The 25,284-nt window shown below is 63.0% G+C and carries 20 protein-coding genes; 8 read left to right on the top strand and 12 right to left on the bottom strand.

What is annotated here, in order from left to right; translation table 11 throughout:
* Positions 1 to 234 carry a VF530 family protein gene (locus ACZRMO_RS02085; protein WP_017738479.1) on the bottom strand — a complete coding sequence of 78 codons (234 nt, stop codon included), beginning with the start codon at positions 232 to 234 and terminating at the stop codon, positions 1 to 3.
* A gap of 150 nt (positions 235 to 384) precedes the next feature.
* Between ACZRMO_RS02085 and ACZRMO_RS02080 the strand changes: the two genes are divergently transcribed.
* Together ACZRMO_RS02080 and ACZRMO_RS02075 are read left to right on the top strand one after the other, a co-directional pair.
* Positions 385 to 2,403 (top strand): TonB-dependent receptor, encoded by a 2,019-nt coding sequence (locus ACZRMO_RS02080; RefSeq protein WP_463971735.1) that lies wholly within the window; start codon positions 385 to 387, stop codon positions 2,401 to 2,403.
* A 471-nt stretch (positions 2,404 to 2,874) separates the two neighbouring features.
* Complete coding sequence (locus ACZRMO_RS02075) at positions 2,875 to 5,286, top strand: glucose/quinate/shikimate family membrane-bound PQQ-dependent dehydrogenase (RefSeq protein WP_463971734.1); 2,412 nt, start codon at positions 2,875 to 2,877, stop codon at positions 5,284 to 5,286.
* Between the two features lie 211 nt (positions 5,287 to 5,497).
* Here the strand turns inward: ACZRMO_RS02075 and ACZRMO_RS02070 are convergent, their stop codons facing one another.
* The 9 genes from ACZRMO_RS02070 to ACZRMO_RS02030 form a co-directional block, all read right to left on the bottom strand.
* Positions 5,498 to 7,834: a putative bifunctional diguanylate cyclase/phosphodiesterase gene (locus tag ACZRMO_RS02070; RefSeq protein ID WP_463971733.1), complete on the bottom strand. Its 2,337-nt coding sequence runs from the start codon at positions 7,832 to 7,834 to the stop codon at positions 5,498 to 5,500.
* Positions 7,835 to 8,297: 463 nt separating this feature from the next.
* Positions 8,298 to 9,470, bottom strand: a complete 1,173-nt coding sequence (locus ACZRMO_RS02065) for an ABC transporter substrate-binding protein (RefSeq protein WP_463971732.1) — start codon at positions 9,468 to 9,470, stop codon at positions 8,298 to 8,300.
* A complete protein-coding gene (locus tag ACZRMO_RS02060; protein WP_463971731.1) occupies positions 9,467 to 10,441 on the bottom strand; it encodes a CobW family GTP-binding protein in 975 nt (324 codons plus the stop codon). The genes ACZRMO_RS02065 and ACZRMO_RS02060 overlap by 4 nt, the downstream gene beginning before the upstream one ends.
* Positions 10,442 to 10,549: 108 nt before the next feature.
* Complete coding sequence (locus ACZRMO_RS02055; RefSeq protein WP_463971730.1) at positions 10,550 to 10,843, bottom strand: hypothetical protein; 294 nt, start codon at positions 10,841 to 10,843, stop codon at positions 10,550 to 10,552.
* A gap of 13 nt (positions 10,844 to 10,856) precedes the next feature.
* A complete protein-coding gene (locus ACZRMO_RS02050; protein ID WP_463971729.1) occupies positions 10,857 to 11,606 on the bottom strand; it encodes an SDR family NAD(P)-dependent oxidoreductase in 750 nt (249 codons plus the stop codon).
* Between the two features lie 124 nt (positions 11,607 to 11,730).
* On the bottom strand, positions 11,731 to 12,492 hold the full coding sequence (locus ACZRMO_RS02045; protein WP_463971728.1) for an SDR family NAD(P)-dependent oxidoreductase: 762 nt from the start codon (positions 12,490 to 12,492) through the stop codon (positions 11,731 to 11,733).
* Positions 12,493 to 12,502: 10 nt separating this feature from the next.
* On the bottom strand, positions 12,503 to 13,843 hold the full coding sequence (locus ACZRMO_RS02040; RefSeq protein ID WP_463971727.1) for an MFS transporter: 1,341 nt from the start codon (positions 13,841 to 13,843) through the stop codon (positions 12,503 to 12,505).
* A 26-nt stretch (positions 13,844 to 13,869) separates the two neighbouring features.
* Positions 13,870 to 14,748, bottom strand: coding sequence for a polysaccharide deacetylase family protein (locus ACZRMO_RS02035; RefSeq protein ID WP_003234086.1), 879 nt, complete (start codon positions 14,746 to 14,748; stop codon positions 13,870 to 13,872).
* An 11-nt stretch (positions 14,749 to 14,759) separates the two neighbouring features.
* Positions 14,760 to 16,082, bottom strand: coding sequence for an amidase (locus ACZRMO_RS02030; RefSeq protein ID WP_463971726.1), 1,323 nt, complete (start codon positions 16,080 to 16,082; stop codon positions 14,760 to 14,762).
* Between the two features lie 337 nt (positions 16,083 to 16,419).
* Between ACZRMO_RS02030 and ACZRMO_RS02025 the strand changes: the two genes are divergently transcribed.
* The 6 genes from ACZRMO_RS02025 (at position 16,420) to cmoB (ending at position 23,030) form a co-directional block, all read left to right on the top strand.
* On the top strand, positions 16,420 to 17,409 hold the full coding sequence (locus ACZRMO_RS02025) for a GntR family transcriptional regulator (protein WP_207039932.1): 990 nt from the start codon (positions 16,420 to 16,422) through the stop codon (positions 17,407 to 17,409).
* A gap of 216 nt (positions 17,410 to 17,625) precedes the next feature.
* The gene (lon, locus tag ACZRMO_RS02020; protein WP_463971725.1) at positions 17,626 to 20,046 is read left to right on the top strand and encodes an endopeptidase La; all 2,421 of its coding nucleotides are present in this window, start codon (positions 17,626 to 17,628) and stop codon (positions 20,044 to 20,046) included.
* A gap of 202 nt (positions 20,047 to 20,248) precedes the next feature.
* The gene (locus tag ACZRMO_RS02015) at positions 20,249 to 20,638 is read left to right on the top strand and encodes a protease inhibitor I42 family protein (RefSeq protein ID WP_463971724.1); all 390 of its coding nucleotides are present in this window, start codon (positions 20,249 to 20,251) and stop codon (positions 20,636 to 20,638) included.
* 1 nt (position 20,639) lies between these two features.
* Positions 20,640 to 21,296 (top strand): lysoplasmalogenase, encoded by a 657-nt coding sequence (locus tag ACZRMO_RS02010; protein WP_463971723.1) that lies wholly within the window; start codon positions 20,640 to 20,642, stop codon positions 21,294 to 21,296.
* Position 21,297: 1 nt separating this feature from the next.
* The gene (gene cmoA / locus ACZRMO_RS02005; RefSeq protein WP_463972118.1) at positions 21,298 to 22,077 is read left to right on the top strand and encodes a carboxy-S-adenosyl-L-methionine synthase CmoA; all 780 of its coding nucleotides are present in this window, start codon (positions 21,298 to 21,300) and stop codon (positions 22,075 to 22,077) included.
* Complete coding sequence (cmoB, locus tag ACZRMO_RS02000) at positions 22,074 to 23,030, top strand: tRNA 5-methoxyuridine(34)/uridine 5-oxyacetic acid(34) synthase CmoB (protein ID WP_463971722.1); 957 nt, start codon at positions 22,074 to 22,076, stop codon at positions 23,028 to 23,030. The genes cmoA and cmoB overlap by 4 nt, the downstream gene beginning before the upstream one ends.
* 141 nt (positions 23,031 to 23,171) lie before the next feature.
* Here cmoB and tadA read toward each other — a convergent pair whose 3' ends face one another.
* Both tadA and ACZRMO_RS01990 read right to left on the bottom strand, forming a co-directional pair.
* Positions 23,172 to 23,669 (bottom strand): tRNA adenosine(34) deaminase TadA, encoded by a 498-nt coding sequence (tadA, locus tag ACZRMO_RS01995; protein WP_463971721.1) that lies wholly within the window; start codon positions 23,667 to 23,669, stop codon positions 23,172 to 23,174.
* On the bottom strand, positions 23,669 to 25,045 hold the full coding sequence (locus tag ACZRMO_RS01990) for a multicopper oxidase domain-containing protein (protein WP_207039936.1): 1,377 nt from the start codon (positions 25,043 to 25,045) through the stop codon (positions 23,669 to 23,671). The genes tadA and ACZRMO_RS01990 overlap by 1 nt, the downstream gene beginning before the upstream one ends.
* Positions 25,046 to 25,284: the final 239 nt, after the last annotated feature.

The raw sequence follows: 25,284 nt of genomic DNA, 5'->3' as shown, positions 1-25,284 counted from the left end.
TCAATCCAACGGGCGTTTGGTGCGCATCAGCTTGACGTACAACCCTTCGACTTTCTCCCGCGCCCACGGGGTCTTGCGCAAAAAGGTCAGGCTCGACTTGATGCTCGGGTCGCTCTTGAAGCAGCGGATATCAATGCGCTCGGCCAGGCCGTCCCATTCGTAGTGTTCCACCAGGGTGGTGAGGACGTGTTGCAGGGTCACACCGTGGAGGGGGTCGTTGCTTGTCGCGGTCATGCCGGGCCTATGAAAAAAGGGTCACTAAGGTGCACACCTTATCACCCCGCCCGCCCAGTGCTAAAAAGTTCCCGTTCCCAGGCGAAAAAGAGATGTTATATTGTAACTATACATATCAAATCTTTTCGCCGTTTTGCCAAGGAATGTCCGATGTCCCTCTCTTCTCTGTGGCGCTTGACCCCGCTTGCCGCCGCCCTGCTGATCAGCTCCCAAACCCAGGCCCTTGAGCTGCAACCCCAAGTCATCACCGGCAACCCGCTGGGCAGCGAGCAACTCGCCTCGCCCACCACCGTGCTGGAGGGTGATGACCTGACCCTGCAACAAAAAGGCAGCCTTGGCGAAACCCTGAACAAGCAGCCAGGCGTGTCGTCGTCGTACTTTGGCCCAGGCGCCAGCCGGCCGATCATCCGTGGCCAGGACGGCGACCGTATCCGCATCCTGCGCAACGGCGTCGGCGCACTGGATGCGTCGTCGTTGTCCTACGACCACGCGGTGCCGCTGGATCCGATCAACGTCGACCGCATTGAAATCGTGCGCGGCCCGGCTGCCTTGCTGTACGGCGGCAGCGCCATCGGCGGCGTGGTCAATACCTTCGACAACCGCATCCCCACCGAAGCCATCGAAGGCATCCACGGCGCCGGTGAACTGCGCTACGGCGGCGCCGACACCACCCGCAGCAGCGCGGGCCGCCTGGAAGCCGGCAACGGCACGTTCGCCTTGCACCTGGACGCCAATGCGCGGGAATTCAACGACCTGAAAATCCCAGGCCAAGCCCGCAGCCGCCACGCCCCCGAAACCGAAGATGCACCCGGTAAAAACGGCCGCCTGGGCAACAGCGACGGGCGCCAGGACGGTGGCGCCGTGGGCGGTTCCTACACCTGGGATGACGGTTATGCCGGCCTGTCCTACAGCAACTATGACGCGAACTACGGCTCCCCCGCCGAACAGGACGTGCGCATCCGCATGAAGCAGGATCACTACGCGTTCGCCTCGGAAATCCGCAACCTGCAAGGGCCGTTTACCTCGGTCAAAGTCGACGCGGGCTACACCGATTACGAACACCGCGAGATCGAAGGCGGCGAGACCGGCACGGTCTTCAAGAACAAGGGATATGAAGCCCGCGTCGAAGCCCGTCACCAACCCATCGGCCCGTTCAACGGCGTGGTCGGCGCGCAAGTGACGCGCAACGAATTCTCGGCCCTGGGCGAAGAAGCCTTCGTACCACAGACCGACACCAATGCCGGCGCGCTGTTTATTCTTGAAGAAATGCAGGCCACCGAACGCCTCAAGCTGAGCCTCGGCGGGCGCCTGGAACACACCAGCGTCGATCCCGACGCCAAGGGCAATGCGCGCTTTGCCGGCGCCGACAAGTCCAATGATTTCACCGCTGGCAGCCTGTCGTCGGGCGCGGTGTACACCCTCACGCCGATCTGGTCGCTGGCCGCGACCCTGGGCTATACCGAGCGCGCCCCGACCTTTTACGAGCTGTACGCCAATGGCGCTCACGTGGCCACCGGCACCTACGAGCTGGGCGACGCCAACCTGAAGAAAGAGAAAGCCGTGTCCAGCGACCTGGCCCTGCGCTTTGACAATGGCACCCACAAGGGCAGCTTCGGCGTGTTCTACAGCCACTTCTCCAACTACATCGGCCTGTTGGGCAGTGGTCGTACGCTGAACGATGAAGGTGAAGAAGACGCGGATGGCATCCCCGAGTACACATACTCTGGCGTACGGGCCCGCTTCGCCGGCTTTGAAGCCCAGGATCACTGGAAACTTGGCGAAGGCGCCTACGGCAAGTTCGCCCTGGAGCTGTCGGGCGACTACACCCGCGCCACCAACCTCGACACCGGCGAAGCCTTGCCCCGCATCGCCCCGCTGCGCTTGAACAGCGGTTTGTTGTGGGAACTGGACCGCTGGCAGGCGCGGATCGACGTAGAACATGCAGCGGGCCAGGGTCGTGTACCGGATAACGAGAGCGGCACCGACGGCTACACCACCCTGGGCGCCAGCGCGGGCTATCGCTTCAACGTCGGCGGCAGCCAGTGGCTGGCGTTTGTGAACGGTGAAAACCTGACGAACCAGACCGTGCGCTATGCCAGCTCGATCCTGCGCGATATCGCGCCGGCGCCGGGTAGAAGCGTGCAGTTCGGCATTCGCACCACCTTCTAACAACACCGCCATTTTCCTGTAAGAACAGGGGTTATGTGGGAGCGGGCTTGCTCGCGAAAGCGGTGGATCAGTTGAAGTTTCTGTGACTGACACACCGCTTTCGCGAGCAAGCCCGCTCCCACAAAAGCCCGCTTCCACAGGGTTTATTGCAGCGACACTTGGTCACTGTTACCAATTCAGAAATGATGCATATCGCGATTCGCCCTTTCTCTCCAAGACAACTCCCTTTATCCTTCCCGGCAACAACCTGAAACGTTTCACTCTCCCGGTCGATCCCATCTTGCCGAATTTCCCCCTTCGTAAAGACAGCGCTGTCTTACACCCCTCCGCGCCTGGGAATCAATCGCCCGCCTGTGGATAACCGCCTTTATCCACAGAAAAACCGAATATCGCTGAACCAAGCCTGTGCTGAATCGTCATCTACAGTGAAGCACGGGGTTACATAATTCCAACGTAACGGAGAAACACACTATGAGCACTGATGGTGCTTCAAGTCCAAGCCGCTTGCTGCCCAAGCTGCTAGGCGTCTTGCTGCTGATCATGGGCCTGGCCTTGCTGGCCGGCGGCGTCAAGCTGAGCATGCTTGGCGGGTCGTTGTACTACCTGCTGGCCGGTATCGGCGTCGGCCTGACCGGCCTGTTGCTGCTGGCCAACCGCAGCGCCGCGCTGGGCCTGTACGCACTGGTGTTGTTCGCCAGCACCGTGTGGGCACTGTGGGAAGTCGGCCTGGACTGGTGGCAGTTGGTGCCGCGCCTGGCCCTGCTGTTCGCCTTGGGCATCGTCATGTTGCTGCCGTGGGTCCGTCGCCCGCTGCTCAACGGCCAACCGGCGCCACTGGGCACCGGCGCACTGAGCGTGGCCGTGGTGCTGGCTGGTGCCACGGCTGTTGCCAGCCAATTCACCAACCCGGGTGAGATCAAAGGCCAACTGGACCGCGACGCTGTACCTGGCATGGCCAGCGCTGCACCGGCCCAACCTGATGGCGACTGGAATTCCTACGGCCGTTCGGCGTTCGGTGACCGTTACTCGCCACTGGCCCAGATCACCCCGCAAAACGTGAGCAAGCTGGTGCCGGCGTGGACCTACCGCACCGGCGACATCCCTGGCCCGAACGATCCAGGCGAGACCACCGCGGAAAACACCCCGCTGAAAGTCAACGGCATGCTCTACGTGTGCACCCCGCACAGCCAAGTGATTGCCCTGGACCCGGACACCGGCAAGGAAATCTGGCGCTTCGATCCGAAGATCAGCAGCATGGGCGCCGAGAACTTCAAAGGCTGGGCCCACATGACCTGCCGCGGCGTGTCGTATCACGATGACGCTGTGTACGCTTCCGAGCAGAGCCCAACCGGCAGCGCCAGCCCGGCGGCTGCACCGAATGCCTGCCCGAAACGCATCTTCGTACCGACTGCCGACACCCGTCTGATCGCCCTGAACGCCGACACCGGCAAGATGTGCGAAGACTTCGGTGACAAAGGCCAGGTCGACCTGCGCGCCAATATCGGCGGCTTCGCCCCAGGCGGTTACTACTCCACCTCGCCACCGGCCGTGACCAAGAACCTGGTGGTGATCGGCGGCCACGTCACCGACAACGTTTCCACCGACGAGCCGAGCGGCGTGATCCGCGCGTTCGACGTACACACCGGCAAGCTGGTGTGGAACTGGGACAGCGGCAACCCGGACGACACCACCCCGTTGGCCGAGGGCAAGACCTACACCCGCAACTCGCCGAACATGTGGTCCATGTTCTCGGTGGATGAAAAACTCGGCATGCTCTACCTGCCGATGGGCAACCAGATGCCCGACCAATACGGCGGCGACCGTACCGAAGACTCGGAAAAATACAGCGCCGGCCTGACCGCCCTGGACATCGACAGCGGCCACGTGAAATGGACCTTCCAGTTCACTCACCATGACCTGTGGGACATGGACGTAGGCGGCCAACCGTCGCTGATCGACATCAAGACCGAAGCCGGCGTGAAGCAGGCGGTCATGGCATCGACCAAGCAAGGCAGCATCTACGTGCTCGACCGTGCCACCGGCCAGCCTGTGGTGCCGATCCACGAAATCGCCGTACCGCAAGGCGCAGTCGCTGGCGACCGCACCTCGCCGACCCAGCCCAAGTCCGACCTGAACTTCATGCCGCCGCCGTTGAAAGAACGCGACATGTGGGGCGTGACTCCGTTCGACCAACTGCTGTGCCGGATTGATTTCAAATCCATGCGCTACGACGGCCCGTTCACCCCGCCATCGCTGCAAGGTTCGATCGTTTACCCAGGCAACTTCGGCGTGTTCGACTGGGGCGGCATCTCCGTCGACCCGGTTCGTCAGCTGGCCTTCGTCAACCCAAGCTACATGGCGTTCAAGTCCAAGCTGATCCCGGCCGCCGACATCGCCAAGCAAGGCCCGCGCGTCAGCGAAACCGAAGGCGTGCAGCCGAACAAAGGCGCGCCGTACGGCGTGATCCTCGAAGCGCTGCTGTCGCCATTGGGCCTGCCGTGCCAGGCTCCGGCCTGGGGTTATGTGGCTGCGGTCGACCTGACCACCCACAAAACCATCTGGATGCACAAGAACGGCACCGTGCGTGACAGCTCGCCAGTGCCAATCCCGCTGAGCATGGGCGTGCCTAGCCTGGGCGGTACGTTCACCACCGCCGGTGGCGTCGCCTTCCTCAGCGGCACCCTGGACCAGTACCTGCGTGCCTACGACGTGAAAAACGGCAAGCAACTGTGGGAAGGCCGCCTGCCAGCAGGCGCGCAAACCACACCGATGACCTACACCGGCAAGGACGGCAAGCAATACGTGCTGGTCGTGGCGGGTGGTCATGGTTCCCTGGGTACCAAGCAGGGCGACTATGTGATGGCGTTTAAACTGCCGGATTAAGCTTCACTGGTAGTAAAAAAAGGCGGCGACCCTCAACAGGTCGCCGCCTTTTTCATATGCAACACAGGCCGAAATGTGGGAGCTGGCTTGTCGGGTCGCCGCATCGCTGCGATGGCGGTGTATCAGCCAGAACAGTTTTCTCTGACCCACCGCTATCGCAGCGATGCGGCGACCCGACAAGCCAGCTCCCACACTTTGACCGCACCAATCTTTAGATGGGAGCTCGCTCGCGGCGCATCCACATCTCGAACGCCATGGCATTCAAGGGCCGGCTGATCAGGTAACCCTGGGCCGTGTCGCACTTCCACTGTTTGAGCAGCTTCAGGCTCGGCGCGAACTCCACGCCTTCGGCCACCACCTTGAGCCCCAGGTTGTGGCTCATCTCGATGGTGGAGCGCACGATCACCCCGTCGCCGCTGGTGCTGTCGAGGTTGCGCACAAAGGATTGGTCGATCTTCAACTCCTGCACCGGCAGGCGCTGCAATTGCGCGAGGGACGAATAGCCGGTGCCGTAGTCATCCACCGACAGGCTGATGCCGCAACCGCGCAGTTGTTCCAGCACGTTCAGTGCCTGTTGCGGGTTGTGCATGATCGCGCTTTCGGTGATCTCGAAAATAAGTTGCTCGGCGGCCACGTCGTATTGCATCAACAAGGCGGTGACGCGAATCGCCAGGTCATCATCGGCCAGGTCGTCCACGGAAATATTCACCGACAGCTGGATATGCAACCCGCGCTGCCCCCACTCGGCGATCTGGCGCACCGCTTCTTCGATCACCCACAGGGTCAGGCTGCCCATGCTGCCGGTGCGCTCAGCCAGGGGAATGAATTCGGCGGGCGACACCTGGCCCAGGGTCGGATGCTGCCAGCGCAGCAAGGCTTCGGCTTGGCGCACATGCCCGTGGTTGAGGTCCAGCTTGGGCTGGTAGCAGAGGAACAACTCGCCCTCGACCACGGCGCGGCGCAAGTCACGGATCAGGGTGATCTGGCGTTGGTGGGCCAGTTCGCGGTGTTGCTGGTAGATCTGCAAATGCCCCGGCAGGCTCGCCGCATCATGCCGGGCAATCGCGGCGCGGCTGATCAACTCTTCCACCTGCTGGCCATCGGCGGGGTAGGCGGCGATGCCGATGCTGACTTCGTGGCGCAACTCGTCATTGCCGACACGCTGGGGCTCGGTGAGCAGCGCATAGAGGCGGTCGGCGCGCGCGACGGCGCGGTCGATCTCGGTGTTTTCCAGCAGCACCAGGAATTCGCTGCCAGTGATGCGCGCGGCGGTGTCGCTGGCCAGCAGGCTCATGGACAAGCAGCGGCTGGCTTCGCGCAGCATTTCTTCCACGCCTTGGGGGCCGAAGCCTTCGTTGATCACCCGGTAGTTTTCGATGCCCACGTACAGCAACACCACGGGCCGGCGTGCACTGATCGCACTGCCCAGGCGCTCCATGGCCAGCGCGCGGTTGGGCAGACCGGTGAGCGGGTCATGCAACGCGTTGTGCGCCAATTGCCGCTCGCGCACGGCGATGCCGCTTTGCATGGCATTGAAGGCACGGGCCAGCAGGCCGAATTCATCGTGGCTGCGCACCCGCACCGGCGTGCGGTAGTCACCGGCGCCAATACGTTCAGCCGCCTCCACCAGCGCATTCAGCGGGCGCGATACCCGCCGCGCCAGGAACAACGCGCCCGCCAGCGACACCAGCAGCACCGCCAGGGCAATCCCGAGGAACTGGCGATCCAGCGGCGCAAAGGATTCGAGGGCATGGTCCAACGGACTTTGCAGCAGCACCCGCACTTCATCGCTGGCACCGGTGTTGGCCAGCGACAGCACCTGGCTGAGCATGCGCTGGCCGTGGAAGCCTTCGATATGGGCCTCGGGATTGACCTGCGCCTGGCGCAACGTCGTGACGATATCCGGCTGGACCGTGTCGGGCTGGGTGGTGAACAACGGCCCGGGGCGGCCGTCCTGCACGGCGAGGAACGACACTTCCAGGTTGCTCATGGCGCGCAGTTCGCTGGCGAACTGCGCCTCCATCGGGAAGCCCATGACGATGCGCGCCACGGGCTGCGGGTTGAAAACGTCCTTTTGCACCAGCAGGTACGGTCGCCCATCCATGGCCACGATGAGCATTTGCAGGCCACTGCGGCGCGCATGGCGCAGGGCGTCATCCTGGGGAAACGGCGTGCCACGGGCAAACAGCGGCAAGGTGCTGACCATCACCTTGCCGTCGAGGCCCAACACAAACACTTCGCTGGAACCGATGCCGGTACCGTGGCGCTCCAGCGCGGCCAGGATCGGCGCAGGCTTGCCCTCGGCCACCGCTTGCTTGAAAGGCTCGTCGGCGGTCAGCCAGTCCAGCCCGTATTGCAGGCGGCGGCCGCGCAGGTCGAGCAGGCGCTCGAACACCTGGCTGCCGGTCTCCAACTGGACCTCGGCCTGGTTCTCCACGGCACGGGTAGTGGCGGTCTTGACGGCGAAGTAAGTGGCCGCGACCACCACCAACAGCAACAGCGCAAGCACCCCGGCGATACGGGTCTGGAACGTATGGCGCCACCTCATCGCTGTGCCCTCTGGCAGCGTGCGTCTCTTTCTGCCACTACGTCCCTGTGTCATAGGCTTCCCTGGCGACTGCTGACCCGGCGTCAAAAAAACATCCATTTGGATTGGATATTCGGTTTAAGCAGATTAGCTGGGAGCTGGGATAAGTACACCCAATAAAACAAGGAATGTTGCTGTCAAGTTATTGGCGGCAAGGGCTTGACTTGGGGGCTGAGCTGGGCGCGGAGCGCCCGTGGAGGCATTCCCACGCGGAGCGTGGGAACGATCGATCGATGGACCTACGACGCTCCCACATAAGCCAAGCCCACTCCTGTATTGAGTCCGGTGCTGCGCGCGCGCATGAAATGATCGTTCCCACGCTCTGCGTAGGAATGCATCCTTGGACGCTCTGCGTCCGTTTCTGAAGGCTTGACGCAGAGCGTCACCGGCGGCATTCCCACGCAGAGCGTGGGAACGATCAACATCAACTACGTGCACGCATGAAATCGCCCCAGCGCCGCACCAGGTAGTTATGCTCATCCATCACCGAGTTCCACACCGCAATATGCCCCATGCGCTGCTCATAAGAACCGCCATCACGCACTTCACCGATATCGATCAACGGCAGGCCATCACTGCCCAGCAACTCTTCCCGCGCAGGTTGGCCGGCGTACCAGTAATCCCACTCGGCGCTGCTCAGGTGGTCGCGGCTGCGCGCCGGGTTGCCGATGTAGTAACCCTGGCGCGCCATCACCGCCCCGGGCCAGCCGGACAGCCACCAGTTGAGGTAGGCGTAGGCCGCATCCAGCACCGGCCCCTGGGCGTGGCGCGACAAGGACAAGCCGCCAAACCAGGCGCGATAGCCTTCACGCGGCACCGCCAGGCGGTATTTGACCCCGGCGCGGTGCAGGCGCATCAGGGTCGGCGACCACAGGCTCTGGATGTCGATGCTCGGGCTGAGCATCAATTGCGCGGCTTCTTCGTCATCCGACCAGAAGGCGGCGAAGTGGCCTTCCTTTTGTTTGCGCACGAGGATGTCGGCGAGCACGTCGATCTCTTCGATGCTCATGTTGCCGATGTCCTTGAACTGCGCCAGCCCCGCGCCCTGCACCGCCAGCGCAGCATCCAGGGCGCCGATGGCGGCGTCGCTCTGCAGCGCGGTGCGCGCGCTCCAGGCCGGGTCGAGCAGCCAGCCCCAGCTCTCATTGCCGTGGCAGAACCCTTCGGGCAGGCGCTCGGGGCGGTAGGCAAAACTGTCGGCGTTGTGGGTCAGGGGCAGCATGCTGATGCGTTCGGTGACGGTGCTGCCGAGGCTGCCATCGTGCTGCACGAACAGGCGCTCGCTGGGCACGCTGCCGCTGCCGAGGCGGTCATCCGGCGACAGGCGGCCGCGCTTGGGCAAGTCGTTGATCTCGTGCCACAGCGCGATACGCCGCGTGTCGATGGGCTGGATCGCCCGCGCCGGCCAGACAAAATCGACGTTGTGGAACCACTGGTCATACAGGTCGTAACTGTCGGGCTGCATCACCGCGATGCGCTGGGCCTGCTCCACATCGTGCACCTGATACACCAGGCGAATGCCCAGCTCTTGCTCGGCGCGTACGCGCAGACATTCCAGCAACGTCACGGACGTGCCAAGGACACGCAGGGTAATCATGGGGCGAACCGCCGCGAGAACACGTCAAACGAGCGGCGCAACTGCGCCGGGTCGAGGCCGCGCAGGATAAACACCAGGCGCGATTGGCGATCGCTGCCTGGCCATGCAGGCAAGTGCACCGGGGCATGCAGGCAGTGCTGCACACCATGAATGACGATGGGGGCGTTGCTGGCGTTCACGTTGAGCAGTCCTTTGACCCGGAGGATTCGTTCGCCGTGGCATCTTAACAGCATCGACAGCCACACCCCGAAGCCGACCCAATCCAGCGGCTGGTCGAAGGTCAGGCAGCACACTTGCGCGGCGCCGTGGGTGGCGGAGGTGGGTTGATGCAGTTGCCAGCGGCTGACTTCGACGGCGGGTTCGGCGCTGCGCAAACCTTCGCCGAGCAGCAGTTGCTCGCCGCTGTGGATGTCCTGGGTATTGAGGATCGGCGTGCCGGCGTTGAGCGCCTGCAAATGCGCGCGCAGCGGGGCGCTGTCGCCGGCCAGGTCGGTCTTGCTCAGCAGCAAGCGATCCGCCGCCGCGACCTGGGCCAGCCATTCCGGGTGCAACCGCTCTTGCAGCGTGGCGTGGCTGGCGTCGACCAGAGTGATCACCAGACCAATATGAAAGCGCCCACGCAGTTGCACGTCGTTGTTCAAGGTGGCGAGGATCGGCGCCGGGTCGGCCAGGCCGGTGGTTTCCAGGATCACCCGTTTGAATGCAGGAATCTCACCACGCTCGCGACGTTGCAACAGGCCGAGCAGCGCGTCTTTCAACTCGCCGCGAATCGAGCAGCACACGCAGCCGCTGGGCAGCAGCACGGTGTCCGGCGCGACCTCTTCCACCAGCAGATGGTCGATGCCGACGTCACCGAATTCATTGATCAGCAATGCCGTGTCGCCGAGGCTTTCGCCTTGCAGCAGGCGCTTGAGCAAGGTGGTCTTGCCGCTGCCGAGAAAGCCGGTGATTACATTCAGGGCAATACTCATGGTCGTTTCCCATTGTGGCGAGGGAGCTTGCTCCCGCTGGGCTGCGAAGCGGCCCCAAAAGCTTGGGAGCGCTGCGCACTCCAGCGGGAGCAAGCTCCCTCGCCACATTCAGTGTTCAAGGTGGTCGAGCAGTGTGGGGTCGAGCGGATCCAACGGACGGCCGAGCATGTGTTCGGCGGCCAGCCACAACTGATCCAGGCCACTCGCCAGTTCTTGCTTGCCGGTGGCGCCGAGCAACAGGTACGAGGCGCCCTGGAAGTCTTCGACCTTGAGCCGGAACACCGCCAGCACCTGATTGATCGCCGCGATCCGGCGCAGGCGTTCGCGGCGCCGGGGCAACTCATCGCCCAGGGGGTCGCTCCAGTGCAGGTCTTCGCCAAGCAGCCCGCAGAGTCCGCACATGGCTACACCCCGCTCATGGCATGACGTCGCCGGAGTTCGGGCCGAGGGTCTGGCCGACGAACAAATTACCGCCCGGTTCGCTGGCCAGCAGCACGGCGGTGGGCGCCACTTCATCGGCCAGGCCGAAGCGGCCCAGGGGCAATTCCTTGGCCTTGGCGCGTTTCCAATCGTCGCTGATGCCGCCCACCAACGGCGTTTCAATCGGGCCGGGGGCGATGGCGTTGACCAGCACGTTGTCCTTGGCGACCTCCAGCGCGAGGGACTTGGTAAAGCCGATCACCCCAGCCTTGGCGGCGGCGTAGTGGGTCAGCTCGGCGCCGCCTTTGATACCCAGTTGGGAGGCGACGTTGATGATCCGCCCCCAACGCTGCGCAAGCATGTGGGGCAAGGCGCGCTGGCTGGCGACGAACACGCTGGTGAGGTCGACGCGCAGCATGTCGTTCCACATCTCGATGGACAAGTCGACACAGCGCGCCTGGGTGAGCATGCCGGCGTTGTTGACCAGGATATCGATGCCGCCGAACTGCTCGACGCAGGTATCCACACTGGCCTGGGCGCCTTCGACGGTGCCGACATCGGCCAGGCATTCGACGACTTCGGCGCCGAGGTTGCGGCAGGTGATCGCGGTCTCGGCGAGGCTCGCGGCGTTGCGGTCGGCCAGCACCAGGCGTGCGCCTTCAGCGGCGTAGGCGCGAGCGATGGCAGCGCCGATGCCGCTGCCGGCGCCGGTGATCACAGCGCGGCGGTAAATCAACATATTCATCTGGTTTCCTCAAGATCGTTCCCACGCTCCGCGTGGGAATGCATCCGGTGACGCTCTGCGTCACAAAAGCGGACGCAGAGCGTCCATTGCGGCGTTCCCACGCGGAGCGTGGGAACGAGCGGCATCAGTCGGGCCAGCGGACTGTTAGGCCGCCATCGATGACGATGCTCTGGCCGGTGAGGTAACTCGACGCCTCACTGGTCAAGAACTGCACCAACGACGCCACTTCATCCGCCCGCCCTACCCGCCCCAGCGGAATTGCCCGTGCGGCTTTCGCCAAGCCTTCCGGCCCCAGCGAGTTCTTCGCATCCAGCGACTGCGGCGTCTCGATCAACCCCGGGATCACCGCATTGCAGCGGATGCCCTTGGCGGCCAATTCCACCGCCAGCGAGCGGCACAGCCCCGGCACGCCGGCCTTGGCCGCGGCGTAATGGCTGTGTTCCTGCCAGCCATACACGCCACCGGCAATCGACGAAATCGCCACCAGCGCGCCGCCTTCGCTCATGTGCCGAGTGGCCGCACGGAAGGTGCGCATCACCCCCGTCAGGTCGACATTGAGCATCTCGTCCCACAGCGTGTCGGTCATCTCCAGCAGCGGCGCACGACGCAGCAAACCGGCGTTGGCCACGGCGTAGTCGAGGCGCCCGAAGTGCTGCACCGCTTGCTCGGCCAAGGCGTCCACCGAAGCCGTGTTGCCGACGTCCAACGGCAACATCAGGCATTCGCCGCCGGCTTCTTCCACCAAGGCCACGGTGGTGTGTGGGTCGTGGGGATCGGCCGGGTAATACCCGCCCACCACGGCCACGCCGTTGCGCGCATAGGCCACGGCGAGGGCTTGGCCGATGCCGCTGGCGGCGCCGGTAATCAAGGCAACTTTACGGCTCATCACACACTCCTTACTGAACGGTTTCCGGGCGCACATGGCGCGCGGCGAACATCAACATGCCGGACAGGAAGCACGGCACGGCACCGAACCACAGCGCGGCGGTCTGCCAGTCGCTGCCGGCGGACAACACCTGGGTCGCGCCAAACCCTGCGACCACCGCGCCGATCGGGCCCATGGCGTGGATGATTGCGCCGCCGGTGGCACGGATGCTGGTGGGAAAACTTTCGCTGATAAAAAACAGCGCCGCCGAGTACGGCCCGATCAGGAAGAACAGGCCCAGGCTGTACAGCCCGACCACCATCGCCATATTGCTCGGGCCAAACAGCATGCCGGCGAATGCCAGGCCGCCGAGCATCCAGCCCAGGCCGATGACGTTGCGACGGCCGATCTTGTCGCCCATCCAGCCGTGGCTGAGGTAACCGCAGTAGCCCACCAGGTTCGACAGCACGAGGATGATCAGCGAGTTCTCGAACGAGATGTGGTGCACGCTGACGATCACCGACGTACCGAGCACGCTGAACACCTGGATCGCCGCCCAGTTGAGCAACAGCGCGGCGCCGATCACCAGGGTGGCGCGGCGGGCCGGTCCACGGAACGCGGCCTTGAGGCCGGCCTTGCTGTGTTCGTCGTAGTCGACGCCATAGGTCACAGCGACGTTTTGCGCTTCGGTCACCGCGCCGCTTTTGCGCAGTTGGCTGATGCGTTCATGGATCTGGAACTGCGGGCTCTCCTTGAGTTTGCGCGCCATGATCGCGATCACAATCGCCGGGATCGCGGCGAAGATGAAGCAGCCCTGCCAGCCGATGATCGGCAGCAACAGCGCAGTCAAACCGGCGGCGATCAACGCACCCACCGGCCATCCGCCCTGCACCAGGCTGTAGATAAAGCCACGGCGCTTGGTCAGGCGCGGGTCTTCCGAGGCGCCATACAGCTCGGTCAAATAGGTGGCGTTGACGGTTTCTTCGGCGTAACCCAGGCCGCCCAGGGAACGGATCAGAATCAACGGCGACTTGCCCCACGCGCCACCGATCGCCGTCAGTGCCGAGCACAGTGCGGAGCCGGCCACGGTGAAAATAATGCCTTTGCGGCGCCCCAGCCTATCGACGATAGGACCGATAGCCAGGGCGACCACGGCGGTACCCACCGCCACCCATGTCGCGATCTCGGCTTGCTCCACTTCACCCCAGCCAAAGTGGCGGCCGATTTCCGGCAGCAAGGTGCCGAAGAGGATGAAGTCGTACACCGCAAACACCCAGGCGAAAAACGCGATCCAGGTGGCGAAGCGCACTTCCTTGGAGGTCAGTTGCCGGGGTTTCCAGCCAGTCAGGTCAAGCTTGTTGTAGATGGACATGAGTCGCGCCTCGGGGAGTAGGAAGGTCAGGTACGCGGTTGACGGCGGATAAAGTCATCGGCGATTTCGTCAAAGGTGACGAAGCGCACGCCGGCATGGCTCTGGATGTGTTCGATCAGGCGCTCCAGCATCAGCAGCACTTGCGGGCGGCCGGACACGTCGGGGTGGATGGTCATGGTGAACACCGCGTGTTCGTGTTCGCGGTAGACCCAGTCGAACTGGTCGCGCCACATTTCTTCGAGGTGACGCGGGTTGACGAAGCCGTGGCTGTTGGGGGCTTTCTTGATGAACATCATCGGCGGCAGGTCGTCGAGGTACCAGTTGGCCGGGATCTCCACCAGGTCGGTTTCTTCGCCGCGCACCAGGGGTTTCATCCAGGTGTCGGGGTGCTGGCTGTAGTCGATCTTGGTCCAGCTGTCGCCCTTGCGTACGTAGTAGGGGTGGAAGTCGTTGTGCATCAGGCTGTGGTCGTACTTGATGCCTTTTTTCAGCAGCAACTCGTTGGTGACCTTGCTGAATTCCCACCACGGCGCGACGTAGCCGGTCGGGCGTTTGCCGGTGACCTGGGTGATCAGCTCGATGGATTTATCGAGGACGATTTCCTCTTGCTCGGCGGTCATGGCGATGGGGTTTTCATGGCTGTAGCCATGCACGCCGATTTCGTGGCCGGCGTCGGCCACGGCCTTCATCTGCTCGGGAAAGGTTTCCATCGAGTGGCCGGGGATAAACCAGGTGGTGCGCAGGCCGTAGCGTTCGAACAATTTAAGCAGGCGTGGCGCGCCGATTTCACCGGCGAACAGGCCGCGGGAGATGTCGTCGGGCGAGTCTTCGCCGCCGTAGGAACCGAGCCAGCCGGCGACAGCGTCAACGTCGACGCCAAATGCACAGAGGATGTCTTTAGCCATGGTGTGTCTCCTTAAATAGTCATTGCAGATTCGACGGACAACGCAGCGCGCAACAGGCGCGCGTCTTCCCCCGTCGGGGCGCTGAGCAGCAGCCCGGTGGGCAGGCCCAGGGCGTCGCGGCCGCTGGGCAAGTTCACGCCAGGCATGTCCAGGAAACTGCCGGGCATGGTCAGGCGCAGGGTGGCGAGGTTGGTGTGGATGAACAGGTCATCGTCGGCTTCCAACGGCGCCAGGGGCGGCGCGACGTGGGCGACGGTGGGGGTGATCAGCAGCGCACCGTCAAGGTCGTCGAGCAGTTGTTGTTGCAGGCGACGGCGGGCTTCGATCAGGTGCAGCAATTGGCTGGCGGGCAGCGCGCGGGCGGCTTCGAGGCGGCGGCGTACGCGGGGGTCGAGGTGGTCGGCGTCGGGGCTGTCGAGCAGGGCTTCGTGCAGGGCGAAGGCTTCGAAGGAACCGAGCCAGCCGTGGTCGCGGATCAACGCCAGGGTGGCCTGGAATGTTGGGCATTCACGTTCTTCGATGAGCGCGCCGTGGCCCTTCAGTTGCTCGACGGCGCGTAGCAGGTTGTCGCGCACTGCCGGTTCGACGTCTTGTTGCGCCAGCACAAAACGCTGGCCCTTGAGGCTGCGGGGCGTGTGGACTTGGCGGCGGCCATGGAGCAGATCATCGATGGCCAGCGCGTCGCGCACGCTGCGGGTCAGGGGGCCGAGGCTGTCGAGGGTGCGCGACAACGGGAACACAGCGTCGCGGCTGTAACGCCGACTGCTGCTGCGGTAACCCACCACACCATTCAACGCGGCGGGGATGCGGATCGAGCCGGCGGTGTCGGTGCCCATGGCAATCGGTACGATCCCGGCGGCAACGGCGACCGCCGAACCCGATGACGAACCACCGGGGATGCGCGCCTGATCGCTGCTGTGGGGGTTGAACGGCGTGCCGAAATGCGGGTTGAGGCCCAGGCCGGAATAGGCCAGCTCGCTGAGGTTGGTCTTGCCCAGGCTGACCATCCCCGCCCGGCACAACAGGCCGACGCTGGGCGCATCGAGCAAGGCCGCGGGAGCATTGCGGCGGTAGGCGGCGCCCGCCGTGGTGATGCTGCCGGCCACGTCGAACAGGTCTTTCCAGGCCAGCGGCACACCATCCAGCACGCTCAACGGCTGACCAGCCCGCCAGCGCGCGGCCGAGGCTTCGGCCTCGCGCCGGGCACGCTCGGCGGTCAGGGAGATAAATACGCTGGGGGCCATGCTCGCGTGGAGGAGTGCCTGTTCAAGCACCTGCACCGGGTCGCTGCGACCGCTGGCGAAATCCTCGGCCATTGAAGTGGCGTCTGACATCAAGATGACCCTCACAAAACGTACATATTAATAAAATGTACATTTTACAAAGGCAGCTTTCATGCCAATCTCTGTGTCGCGGGTTTTACCCAACGCAGGTTTTTTGCCTAGATCTACGGGATAGATAGCTTGGATAGCGGGAAAAATAGTTTGACGGAAGCCGGCGCAACGCCTTGAATGAAATAATGTATCTTTTATTAATAAGTACATTTTGGTGCAGAAAAGTAACATTCCTACATTCCCAGCCCCAAAAAAGTGCCACCGACGTGGCGCAGGGTGACAGGCACAACTTATGAGAGAATCCCCGGCCACCGTCCTGATAGCCCCTGAGAACGCAATGAAAGCAGTGTCTGCCTCGGCCTCCCGCTACGCGATGATTCACCAGGTATTGCGTGACGCGATCGTCAACGGCACGGCCCGCCATGGCCTGGTGTTGCTGGAAGCGCCGCTGGCCGAATTGTTCGGCACCAGCCGCGTGCCGGTGCGCAAGGCCCTGGACCTGCTGCACGACGAAGGCTTGATCTGCCGCTTCAACGGCCGGGGTTACCTGATCAACCCCGAAGGCCTGGCGATGGAGCCGCTGCGCCTGCCCTTGAGCCATGCGCACCTGGGGCTCAATGGTGAAGCGGAGCTGGTGGACACGCGGCCGCTGGGCGAGCGCATCGTCGAGGAAATCGGCGCGGCGTTGTCCACCTGCATTGCCTTCGGCCATTACCGCCTGGATGAGCAAGCAGCCGCCGACCACTACGGCGTCAGCCGCGCCGTGGTGCGTGAGGCGCTGATGCGCTTGCGCGACCGCGGCCTGGTGGAAAAGGAGCCCTACTCCCAATGGCTGGCCGGGCCGCTGACCGCGCGGGAAGTCACCGAAGATTACGAACTGCGCGCCTGCCTGGAACCCGAAGCCCTGCGCCTCAGCGCGCCGGGCCTGGATCGCGAGGTGCTGGAAGCGATGTTGCAACGGGTGCTGGACGCGCAGGACAGCCCGCAGTGCAGCCTGGAAGCCATCGAGCAGATCGAAGAGGATTTGCACCAGCGCTGCCTCGCCGGGTTGCAGAATCGCAAGATCGCCGCGCTGATCCGCCAGGGGCAAAGCCCGATGATCATCAGCCGGATTTTTTACCGGTTGCTGGGGATCGGCGCTGATCCTGCCATGTTGGCCGAGCATCGCTTGATTTTGGAGTTGTTGTTGCATGGGGCGGTGGATGCGGCGGCGTTGAATCTGCGCGAGCATTTGCAGCGCGCCAGGCAAAGAATGTTGCAACGCCTGAAAGTGTTGTCGGTGCTACCGGAGCAACCCCTACCCTCCTACCTGCACAAAATCAGCTGACACTGATCGTTCCCACGCTCTGCGTGGGAACGCCTCTTGTGATGCTCCGCGTCACGACCATTCAAGCTGGGACGCAGAGCGTCCGGGGCTGCATTCCCACGCAGAGCGTGGGAACGATCGCTGAATTCATGCAATTTGTTGCTATCTGCCCTCCACCATTGAAACCACCGCTACCCCGCCCCATCTAACCTGCATACTTCCTTATGCAGGTGCCCCATGAGCGACCAGCAAGAATTCCCCGAATACGACCTGAACGACTACGCCGACCCCGAAAACGCTGAATCCCCTTCGTCCAACACTGGCCTGGCGCTGCCTGGGCAAAACCTGCCGGACAAGGTCTATATCATCCCGATCCACAATCGGCCGTTCTTCCCGGCGCAAGTGCTGCCGGTGATCGTCAATGAAGAACCGTGGGCCGAGACCCTGGAGTTGGTGAGCAAATCCGATCACCACAACCTGGCCTTGTTCTTCATGGACACGCCGCCAGAAGACCCACGCCATTTCGACACCTCCAGCCTGCCGCTGTACGGCACGCTGGTGAAGGTACACCACGCCAGCCGCGAGAACGGCAAGCTGCAATTTGTCGCCCAGGGCCTGACCCGCGTGCGCATCAAGACCTGGCTCAAGCACCACCGTCCGCCGTACCTGGTGGAGGTCGAATACCCACACCAGCCGTCCGAGCCGACCGATGAGGTGAAGGCCTACGGCATGGCGCTGATCAATGCGATCAAGGAACTGCTGCCGCTCAACCCGCTGTACAGCGAAGAGTTGAAGAACTACCTCAACCGCTTCAGCCCCAACGATCCGTCGCCACTCACTGACTTCGCCGCCGCGCTGACGTCGGCCACCGGTAACGAGTTGCAGGAAGTGCTGGACTGCGTGCCCATGCTCAAGCGCATGGAAAAAGTGCTGCCGATGCTGCGCAAAGAAGTGGAAGTCGCGCGCCTGCAAAAGGAAATCTCCGCCGAGGTGAACCGCAAGATCGGCGAGCACCAGCGCGAGTTTTTCCTCAAGGAACAACTCAAGGTTATCCAGCAGGAATTGGGGCTGACCAAGGACGACCGCAGCGCCGATGTCGAGCAGTTCGAACAACGCCTGCAAGGCAAAGTGCTGCCGGCCCAGGCGCAAAAGCGTATCGATGAAGAACTGAACAAACTGTCGATCCTGGAAACCGGCTCGCCGGAATATGCGGTTACGCGCAACTACCTGGACTGGGCGACGGCGGTGCCGTGGGGCGTGTATGGCGAAGACAAACTCGACCTGAAACACGCGCGCAAGGTATTGGATAAACACCATGCGGGCCTGGACGACATCAAGAGCCGCATCCTCGAATTCCTCGCGGTGGGCGCTTATAAAGGCCAAGTCGCCGGTTCCATCGTGCTGCTGGTGGGCCCGCCGGGCGTGGGCAAGACCAGCGTCGGTAAATCCATCGCCGAGTCCCTGGGGCGGCCGTTCTATCGCTTCAGCGTCGGCGGTATGCGCGACGAGGCCGAGATCAAGGGCCACCGCCGCACCTACATCGGCGCCCTGCCGGGCAAGCTGGTGCAGGCGCTGAAAGATGTGGAAGTGATGAACCCGGTGATCATGCTCGACGAGATCGACAAGATGGGCCAGAGCTTCCAGGGCGACCCGGCGTCGGCGCTGCTGGAAACCCTGGACCCTGAGCAGAACGTCGAATTCCTCGACCATTACCTGGACCTGCGCCTGGACCTGTCCAAAGTGCTGTTCGTGTGCACCGCCAACACCCTGGATTCGATCCCCGGCCCGTTGCTGGACCGGATGGAAGTGATTCGCCTGTCGGGCTATATCACCGAAGAAAAAGTCGCCATCGCCAAGCGCCACCTGTGGCCAAAACAGCTGGAAAAAGCCGGCGTGGCAAAAACCAGCCTGACCATCAGCGACGGCGCCCTGCGTGCATTGATCGACGGTTACGCCCGCGAAGCCGGGGTGCGCCAGCTAGAGAAACAGCTGGGCAAACTGGTGCGCAAGGCAGTGGTCAAGTTGCTGGATGAGCCGGACTCGGTGATCAAGATCGGCAACAAAGACCTGGAAAGCTCCCTGGGCATGCCGGTGTTCCGCAATGAGCAGGTGTTGTCCGGTACCGGTGTGATTACCGGCCTGGCCTGGACCAGCATGGGCGGCGCGACGTTGCCGATCGAGGCGACGCGTATCCATACGCTCAATCGCGGCTTCAAGCTCACCGGGCAGTTGGGTGAAGTGATGAAGGAGTCCGCTGAAATCGCCTACAGCTACATCAGCTCGAACCTGAAGTCGTTTGGCGGTGATCCGAAGTTCTTCGACGAAGCGTTCGTACACTTGCACGTGCCGGAAGGCGCCACGCCGAAAGACGGCCCGAGCGCCGGTGTGACCATGGCCAGCGCGTTGCTGTCGCTGGCCCGTAACCAGCCGCCGAAAAAAGGCGTGGCCATGACCGGCGAGCTGACGCTGACCGGGCATGTGCTGCCGATTGGCGGGGTGCGTGAAAAGGTGATTGCGGCGCGGCGCCAGAAGATTCATGAGCTGATCTTGCCGGAGCCGAACCGTGGCAGCTTTGAGGAGTTGCCGGAGTACCTGAAGGAAGGCATGACGGTGCACTTTGCCAAACGGTTTGCGGATGTGGCCAAAGTGCTCTTCTGATGGTTATGTAGTGCCTGGACTGGCCCTTTCGCGAGCAAGCCCGCTCCCACATTTGACTGAGTACATCCTTTGGAATGCGGTCAAGTGTGGGAGCGGGCTTGCTCGCGAAGGGGCCACCACAATCAACACAAAACCCAGCTCTGTCACACCTTGTCTCATCTTCGGTTATGCTCGCCCTTCGTCGTGAATCAACGGAGCCCCCATGACCGCTGCCCGCCTGCTTATCCCCCTAAGCCTTGCCCTGCTGGCCGGGTGCGCCAGTGCCCCCAAGCAAAATATCAGCGTAGACGCGCAAAGCGCCTGCCCGCTCCAGCTCAAAACCGGGCAAAACCTGATCCTCACCCTGCCCAGCAACCCCACCACCGGCTACCGCTGGGCCATCCAGGATTCCGCCGGCGGCGTACTCCGCGCGCTGAGCCCCGAGGTCTACAGCAGCAGTGAATCCGGGGTGATCGGCGGCGGTGGGCAATCCACCTGGCGCTTCCAGGCCTTTGCCGCAGGCCAGGGGCGTTTGCGCCTGACCTCCCAGCAACCCTGGGAACCCGAAGCCGAACCTGCCGAAACGTTCGATTGCGCCATTACGGTGAACTGATATGCCATGGATGATTCTTGCGTTGATGGGCGCCGGCACCTTTATCTACGGCCTGGCCACCCACGCCACTTTATTGTGCCTGCTGGTCAAACCGCTGCCGGTACTGGCGCTGCTGGGCTGGCTGCATGATGCGCCGCCCACCGACTATCGACGCTGGATCAGCCTGGGGCTGATTTTTTCCCTGGTGGGCGATGTATTGCTCGCCTGGCCGGGCGACCTGTTTATCTTTGGCCTTGGCGCGTTTCTGTTTGCGCACCTGGCGTACCTCAAAGCCTATTTCAGTGACTGCCGGCGGTTGGCGCTGCTGCCATTGCTATTGGCCCTGGGTGTAGGCGCAGTGCTGCTGAGCATCCTGATTTCCCACGGCCTTGGCGACTTGCTGATCCCCGTGGTGGTTTACGCCCTGGTCATCAGCGCCATGCTCTGGCGTGCGCTGGCACGCCTGGGCAGCGACGTGCCGAAGCGTTCGGCGCAGCTGGCGGCGGCGGGTGCGGCGTCGTTTGTGTTTTCTGACACGCTGATCGGTATCAATCGGTTTGTGCTGGCGTTCGATGCGGCGCCGTATCTGTTGATCGCCACTTACTGGCTGGGGCAGTGGGGCATCACCGCGTCGGCTTTCCATCAGACAACCCGCGCACACGAGGGCCAACTTGGCTAAAATGCCGGCCTTTCCCCTTTTCGTCGCCGGAACAACCGTGAGCAAAGAACCCGATCGCCTATTCGCCCAGCCCCTGCCCCAGGTGCCGGACTTCGCCTTTAACGAGGACGTGGTGCGGGTGTTCCCGGACATGATCAAGCGCTCGGTGCCCGGTTACCCGACCATCGTCGAAAACCTCGGCGTGCTCGCGGCGCAGTTTGCCCAGCCCAACAGCGTGCTGTACGACCTGGGTTCGTCCCTCGGCGCCGTGACCCAGGCCCTACGCCGCCATGTGCGTACCGATGGCTGCCGGGTGATCGCGGTGGATAACTCGGCGGCGATGGTCGAGCGCTGCCGCGAATACCTCAACGGCCAGGACTCGATGTTCCAGGAGTTGCTGCCGGTGGAGGTGATCGAGGGCGATATCCTTGCGTTGCAATTCCAACCGGCCTCGGTGGTGGCGCTGAACTTCACCCTGCAATTTATCGCCCCCGACGAACGCCTGGCCTTGCTCGCGCGCATCCGCCAAGCACTGCTGCCGGGGGGCGCGCTGATCCTTTCGGAAAAGCTGCGCTTCAATGATCCCGAAGAACACGCGTTGCTTACCGACCTGCATATTGCGTTCAAACGCGCCAACGGCTACAGCGAACTGGAAATCGCCCAGAAGCGCAGCGCCATCGAAAACGTCATGAAGCCCGACAGCCTCGAAGAACACCGCGAACGCCTGCTGGCGGCCGGGTTCTCGAAAGTCGTGCCGTGGTTCCAGTGTCTTAACTTTGCCTCGTTGATTGCCTTGCCATGATTGATCTGTCTCCCCTCGCCCGCCATTTGGTCGGCACTCCCTTGGCCGTGTGGGCCCAAGGTCTGCAAGCGCAACTCGATAACAAGATGGAAAAAGGCCATGGCGACCTGGAGCGCTGGCAGAGCGCGCTGGATGCGCTGCCGAAGATCCAGCCCAGCGACGTGGACTTGCTCAACGGCCTGACCCTCGACACCGATTGCGATGACGAAACCCGCGCACAAATGCACACCGCGCTGATGGGCCTGAGCCCATGGCGCAAAGGCCCGTTCCACCTGTTCGGCGTGCATGTGGACACCGAATGGCGCTCGGACTGGAAGTGGTCACGGGTGGCACCGCATTTGAACCTGAAGGGCAAACGCATCCTCGATGTGGGCTGCGGCAACGGTTACTACATGTGGCGCATGCTCGGCGCCGGGGCCGACAGCGTGATTGGCGTCGACCCGAACTGGCTGTTTTTCTGCCAGTTCCAAGCGGTACAGCGTTACCTGTCAGAGCCCAAGGCGTGGCACCTGCCGTTCCCGTTTGAAGACCTGCCGGCCAATCTGGAAGGCTTTGATACGGTGTTTTCCATGGGCGTGTTCTATCACCGGCGTTCGCCCATCGAGCATTTGCTGGCGTTGAAAGACACCTTGGTCAAAGGCGGCGAGCTGGTCTTGGAAACCCTGGTGGTGGAAGGCGATCAGCAACAAGTGCTGGTGCCGGAAGACCGTTATGCGCAGATGCGTAACGTATGGTTCCTGCCGTCGGTGCCGGCGTTGATGCTGTGGCTGCGCCGCGCCGGGTTCAGTGATGTGCGCTGTGTAGATGTAAGCGTGACGACGGTGGAAGAACAGCGTGGGACGGAGTGGATGAAGTATCAGTCGTTGAGTGATTTCCTTGATCCTGAAGATCACAGCAAGACGATTGAAGGGCTGCCGGCGCCGATGCGCGCGGTCATCATCGCCAAGAAGTAGCGGTGAGGTATCCCTGTAGAAACAGAGATCAAACTGTGGGAGCGGGCTTGCTCGCGAAAGCGGTGGATCAGCCACCTTATACTTGGCTGACACACCGTATTCGCGAGCAAGCCCGCTCCCACATTTGATCTCCAGTGTTCTTTAGAGTGGGGGCTTCGCGCGGCGGGCCTTGAAGAATTCACTGAGTACGGTACCGCACTCCTCAGCCAACACCCCACCTTCAAACAACACCTTGTGATTAAGAAACCCCTGGGTAAAAAACTGCCCCTGGCTCTGCACAATCCCCGCCTTCGGCTCCAGCGCGCCGTACACCACCCGCGCCACCCGCGAGTGCACGATCAAACCGGCGCACATGCTGCACGGCTCCAACGTCACATACAGCGTGCTGCCCACCAGCCGATAGTTGCTGATGGCCTGCGCCGCGTCACGGATGGCGACCATTTCGGCGTGGGCGCTGGGGTCGTTGCCACTGATGGGGCAGTTGAAGCCGCGGCCGATGATTTCACCGTCCTGCACCAACACCGCACCCACCGGCACTTCACCCAGTGCAGCGCCTTGGGCGGCGAGGGCCAGGGCTTCGCGCATGAAGTGCTGGTCGCGGCTGCGGTCGATGATCGCCACGGGACGAAACTGGCGCATCACGCCACCTCGATGGCGGCCATCAGGCCGGTTTCCATGTGGTCGATGACGTGGCAGTGGAACATCCACACCCCCGGGTTATCCGCCACCAACGCCACGCGGGCGCGTTCGTTCTTGCCCAGCAGGTAAGTGTCGGTGAAGTACGGGATCACCTTGTGGCGGTTCGAGGCGATTACCTTGAAGCTCATGCCGTGCAGGTGGATCGGGTGCTGGTACTGGGTCATGTTCTTCAATTCGAAAATGTAGCTCTTGCCCTTCTCCAGCTTGGCAATCGGGCGGTCGGCGCAGGTCTTGTCGGTGATGTCCCAGGCCTGACCGTTGATCTGCCACAGGCTGGGCGGCCGACCATCGTCGACCGAAACGGTGCCGACCCACTCGAAATTGAAGTTGAGTTTCTCGGCGTTGGCCAGGTCCGGCTCGGCAATCGGGTTGGCGGGCAATGCCGGTGGCCACTCGGTGGGCGCGTCGGTATTGGCCACGGAACGGAACGTACCCAGGCGTACCGGACCGTTGCGGATCGACAGCTCTTCGCCGGCTGGCGGCGCCTTGATCGCCAGGCAGATACGCATGCCAGGGCCCAGCCAGTATTCCTTGCCCAGCGGACGCGGCTCGATGGGGTTGCCGTCCAGCGCGTAGATCTGCGCTTCAACGTCCGGGATGTTGATGCGATAGGTCAGGGTGTTGTCGAGGTTGAGCAGGCGCACGCGGGTGATCTGCCCGGCCGGCAAGTCGATCACCGCCTGGGACACGCCGTTGATCGTCGACAAGCGCCCGGCCGTACCGCCACGTGCTGCTTCACGGGGCACGCTGAACGCGACGAAAGCGCCCTCTTCGTCCACATGCCAGCTCTTCAGGCTGAGGGTGCGTTCGTGTTTGAAACCGGTGGGCTCGCGCTCTTCGATGATCAGCGGGCCGACCAGGCCACGGCCGAGTTCTTCGCTGCTGTTGACGTGGGGGTGATACCAGTAGCTGCCGGCGTCGGGCACACGGAATTTGTAGTCGAAGTACTCGCCGGGCAACACCGGCAATTGCGAGACGTAGGGCACGCCGTCCATCTCCAGCGGCAAGCGGATGCCATGCCAGTGGATGGTGGTAGCGACCGGCAGGTGGTTGATAAAACGCACCCGCAGCCACTCGCCCTGGCGCACGCGCAACTCGGTGCCCGGGGCGGAAGGGCCGAACGCCCAGGCTTCGGTCTTGTGGCCCGGCACTAGTTCCACGTCCAGCGGTGCGGCGATCAGTTCGTAATCGTGGCCCGCTTCGGCCTCGGCGACTTTCCCCAGCCAGTAGCGATAGGCGCCACCGGCACCGACGCCCACTACGGCCAGGCCGGCAAGGCCACCCAGGATTTGTCGACGGGAAAAGGATCGGGACACAACAACCTCACGTATCTGCCGCAAGCCCAGGGCCTGCAAAGGGCAGATACGATACACCTGCATCGCCTAAACAGTAAGGCTTCGCATTGCCGCATGGCTGAATTCAAAGGGTTTCGCCGGGCGACCACAGTTCTGAACACACCAAAGATCAACTGTGGGAGCTGGCTTGCCTGCGATAGCGGTGGGTCAGCCAATGCAGCTTTGACTGGTTCATCGCAATCGCGGGCAAGCCCGCTCCC

The organism is Pseudomonas sp. B611 (assembly GCF_055407965.1).
The sequence above is the reverse complement of the archived record's forward strand: the minus strand, read 5'-3'. Positions and strand labels throughout refer to the sequence as shown.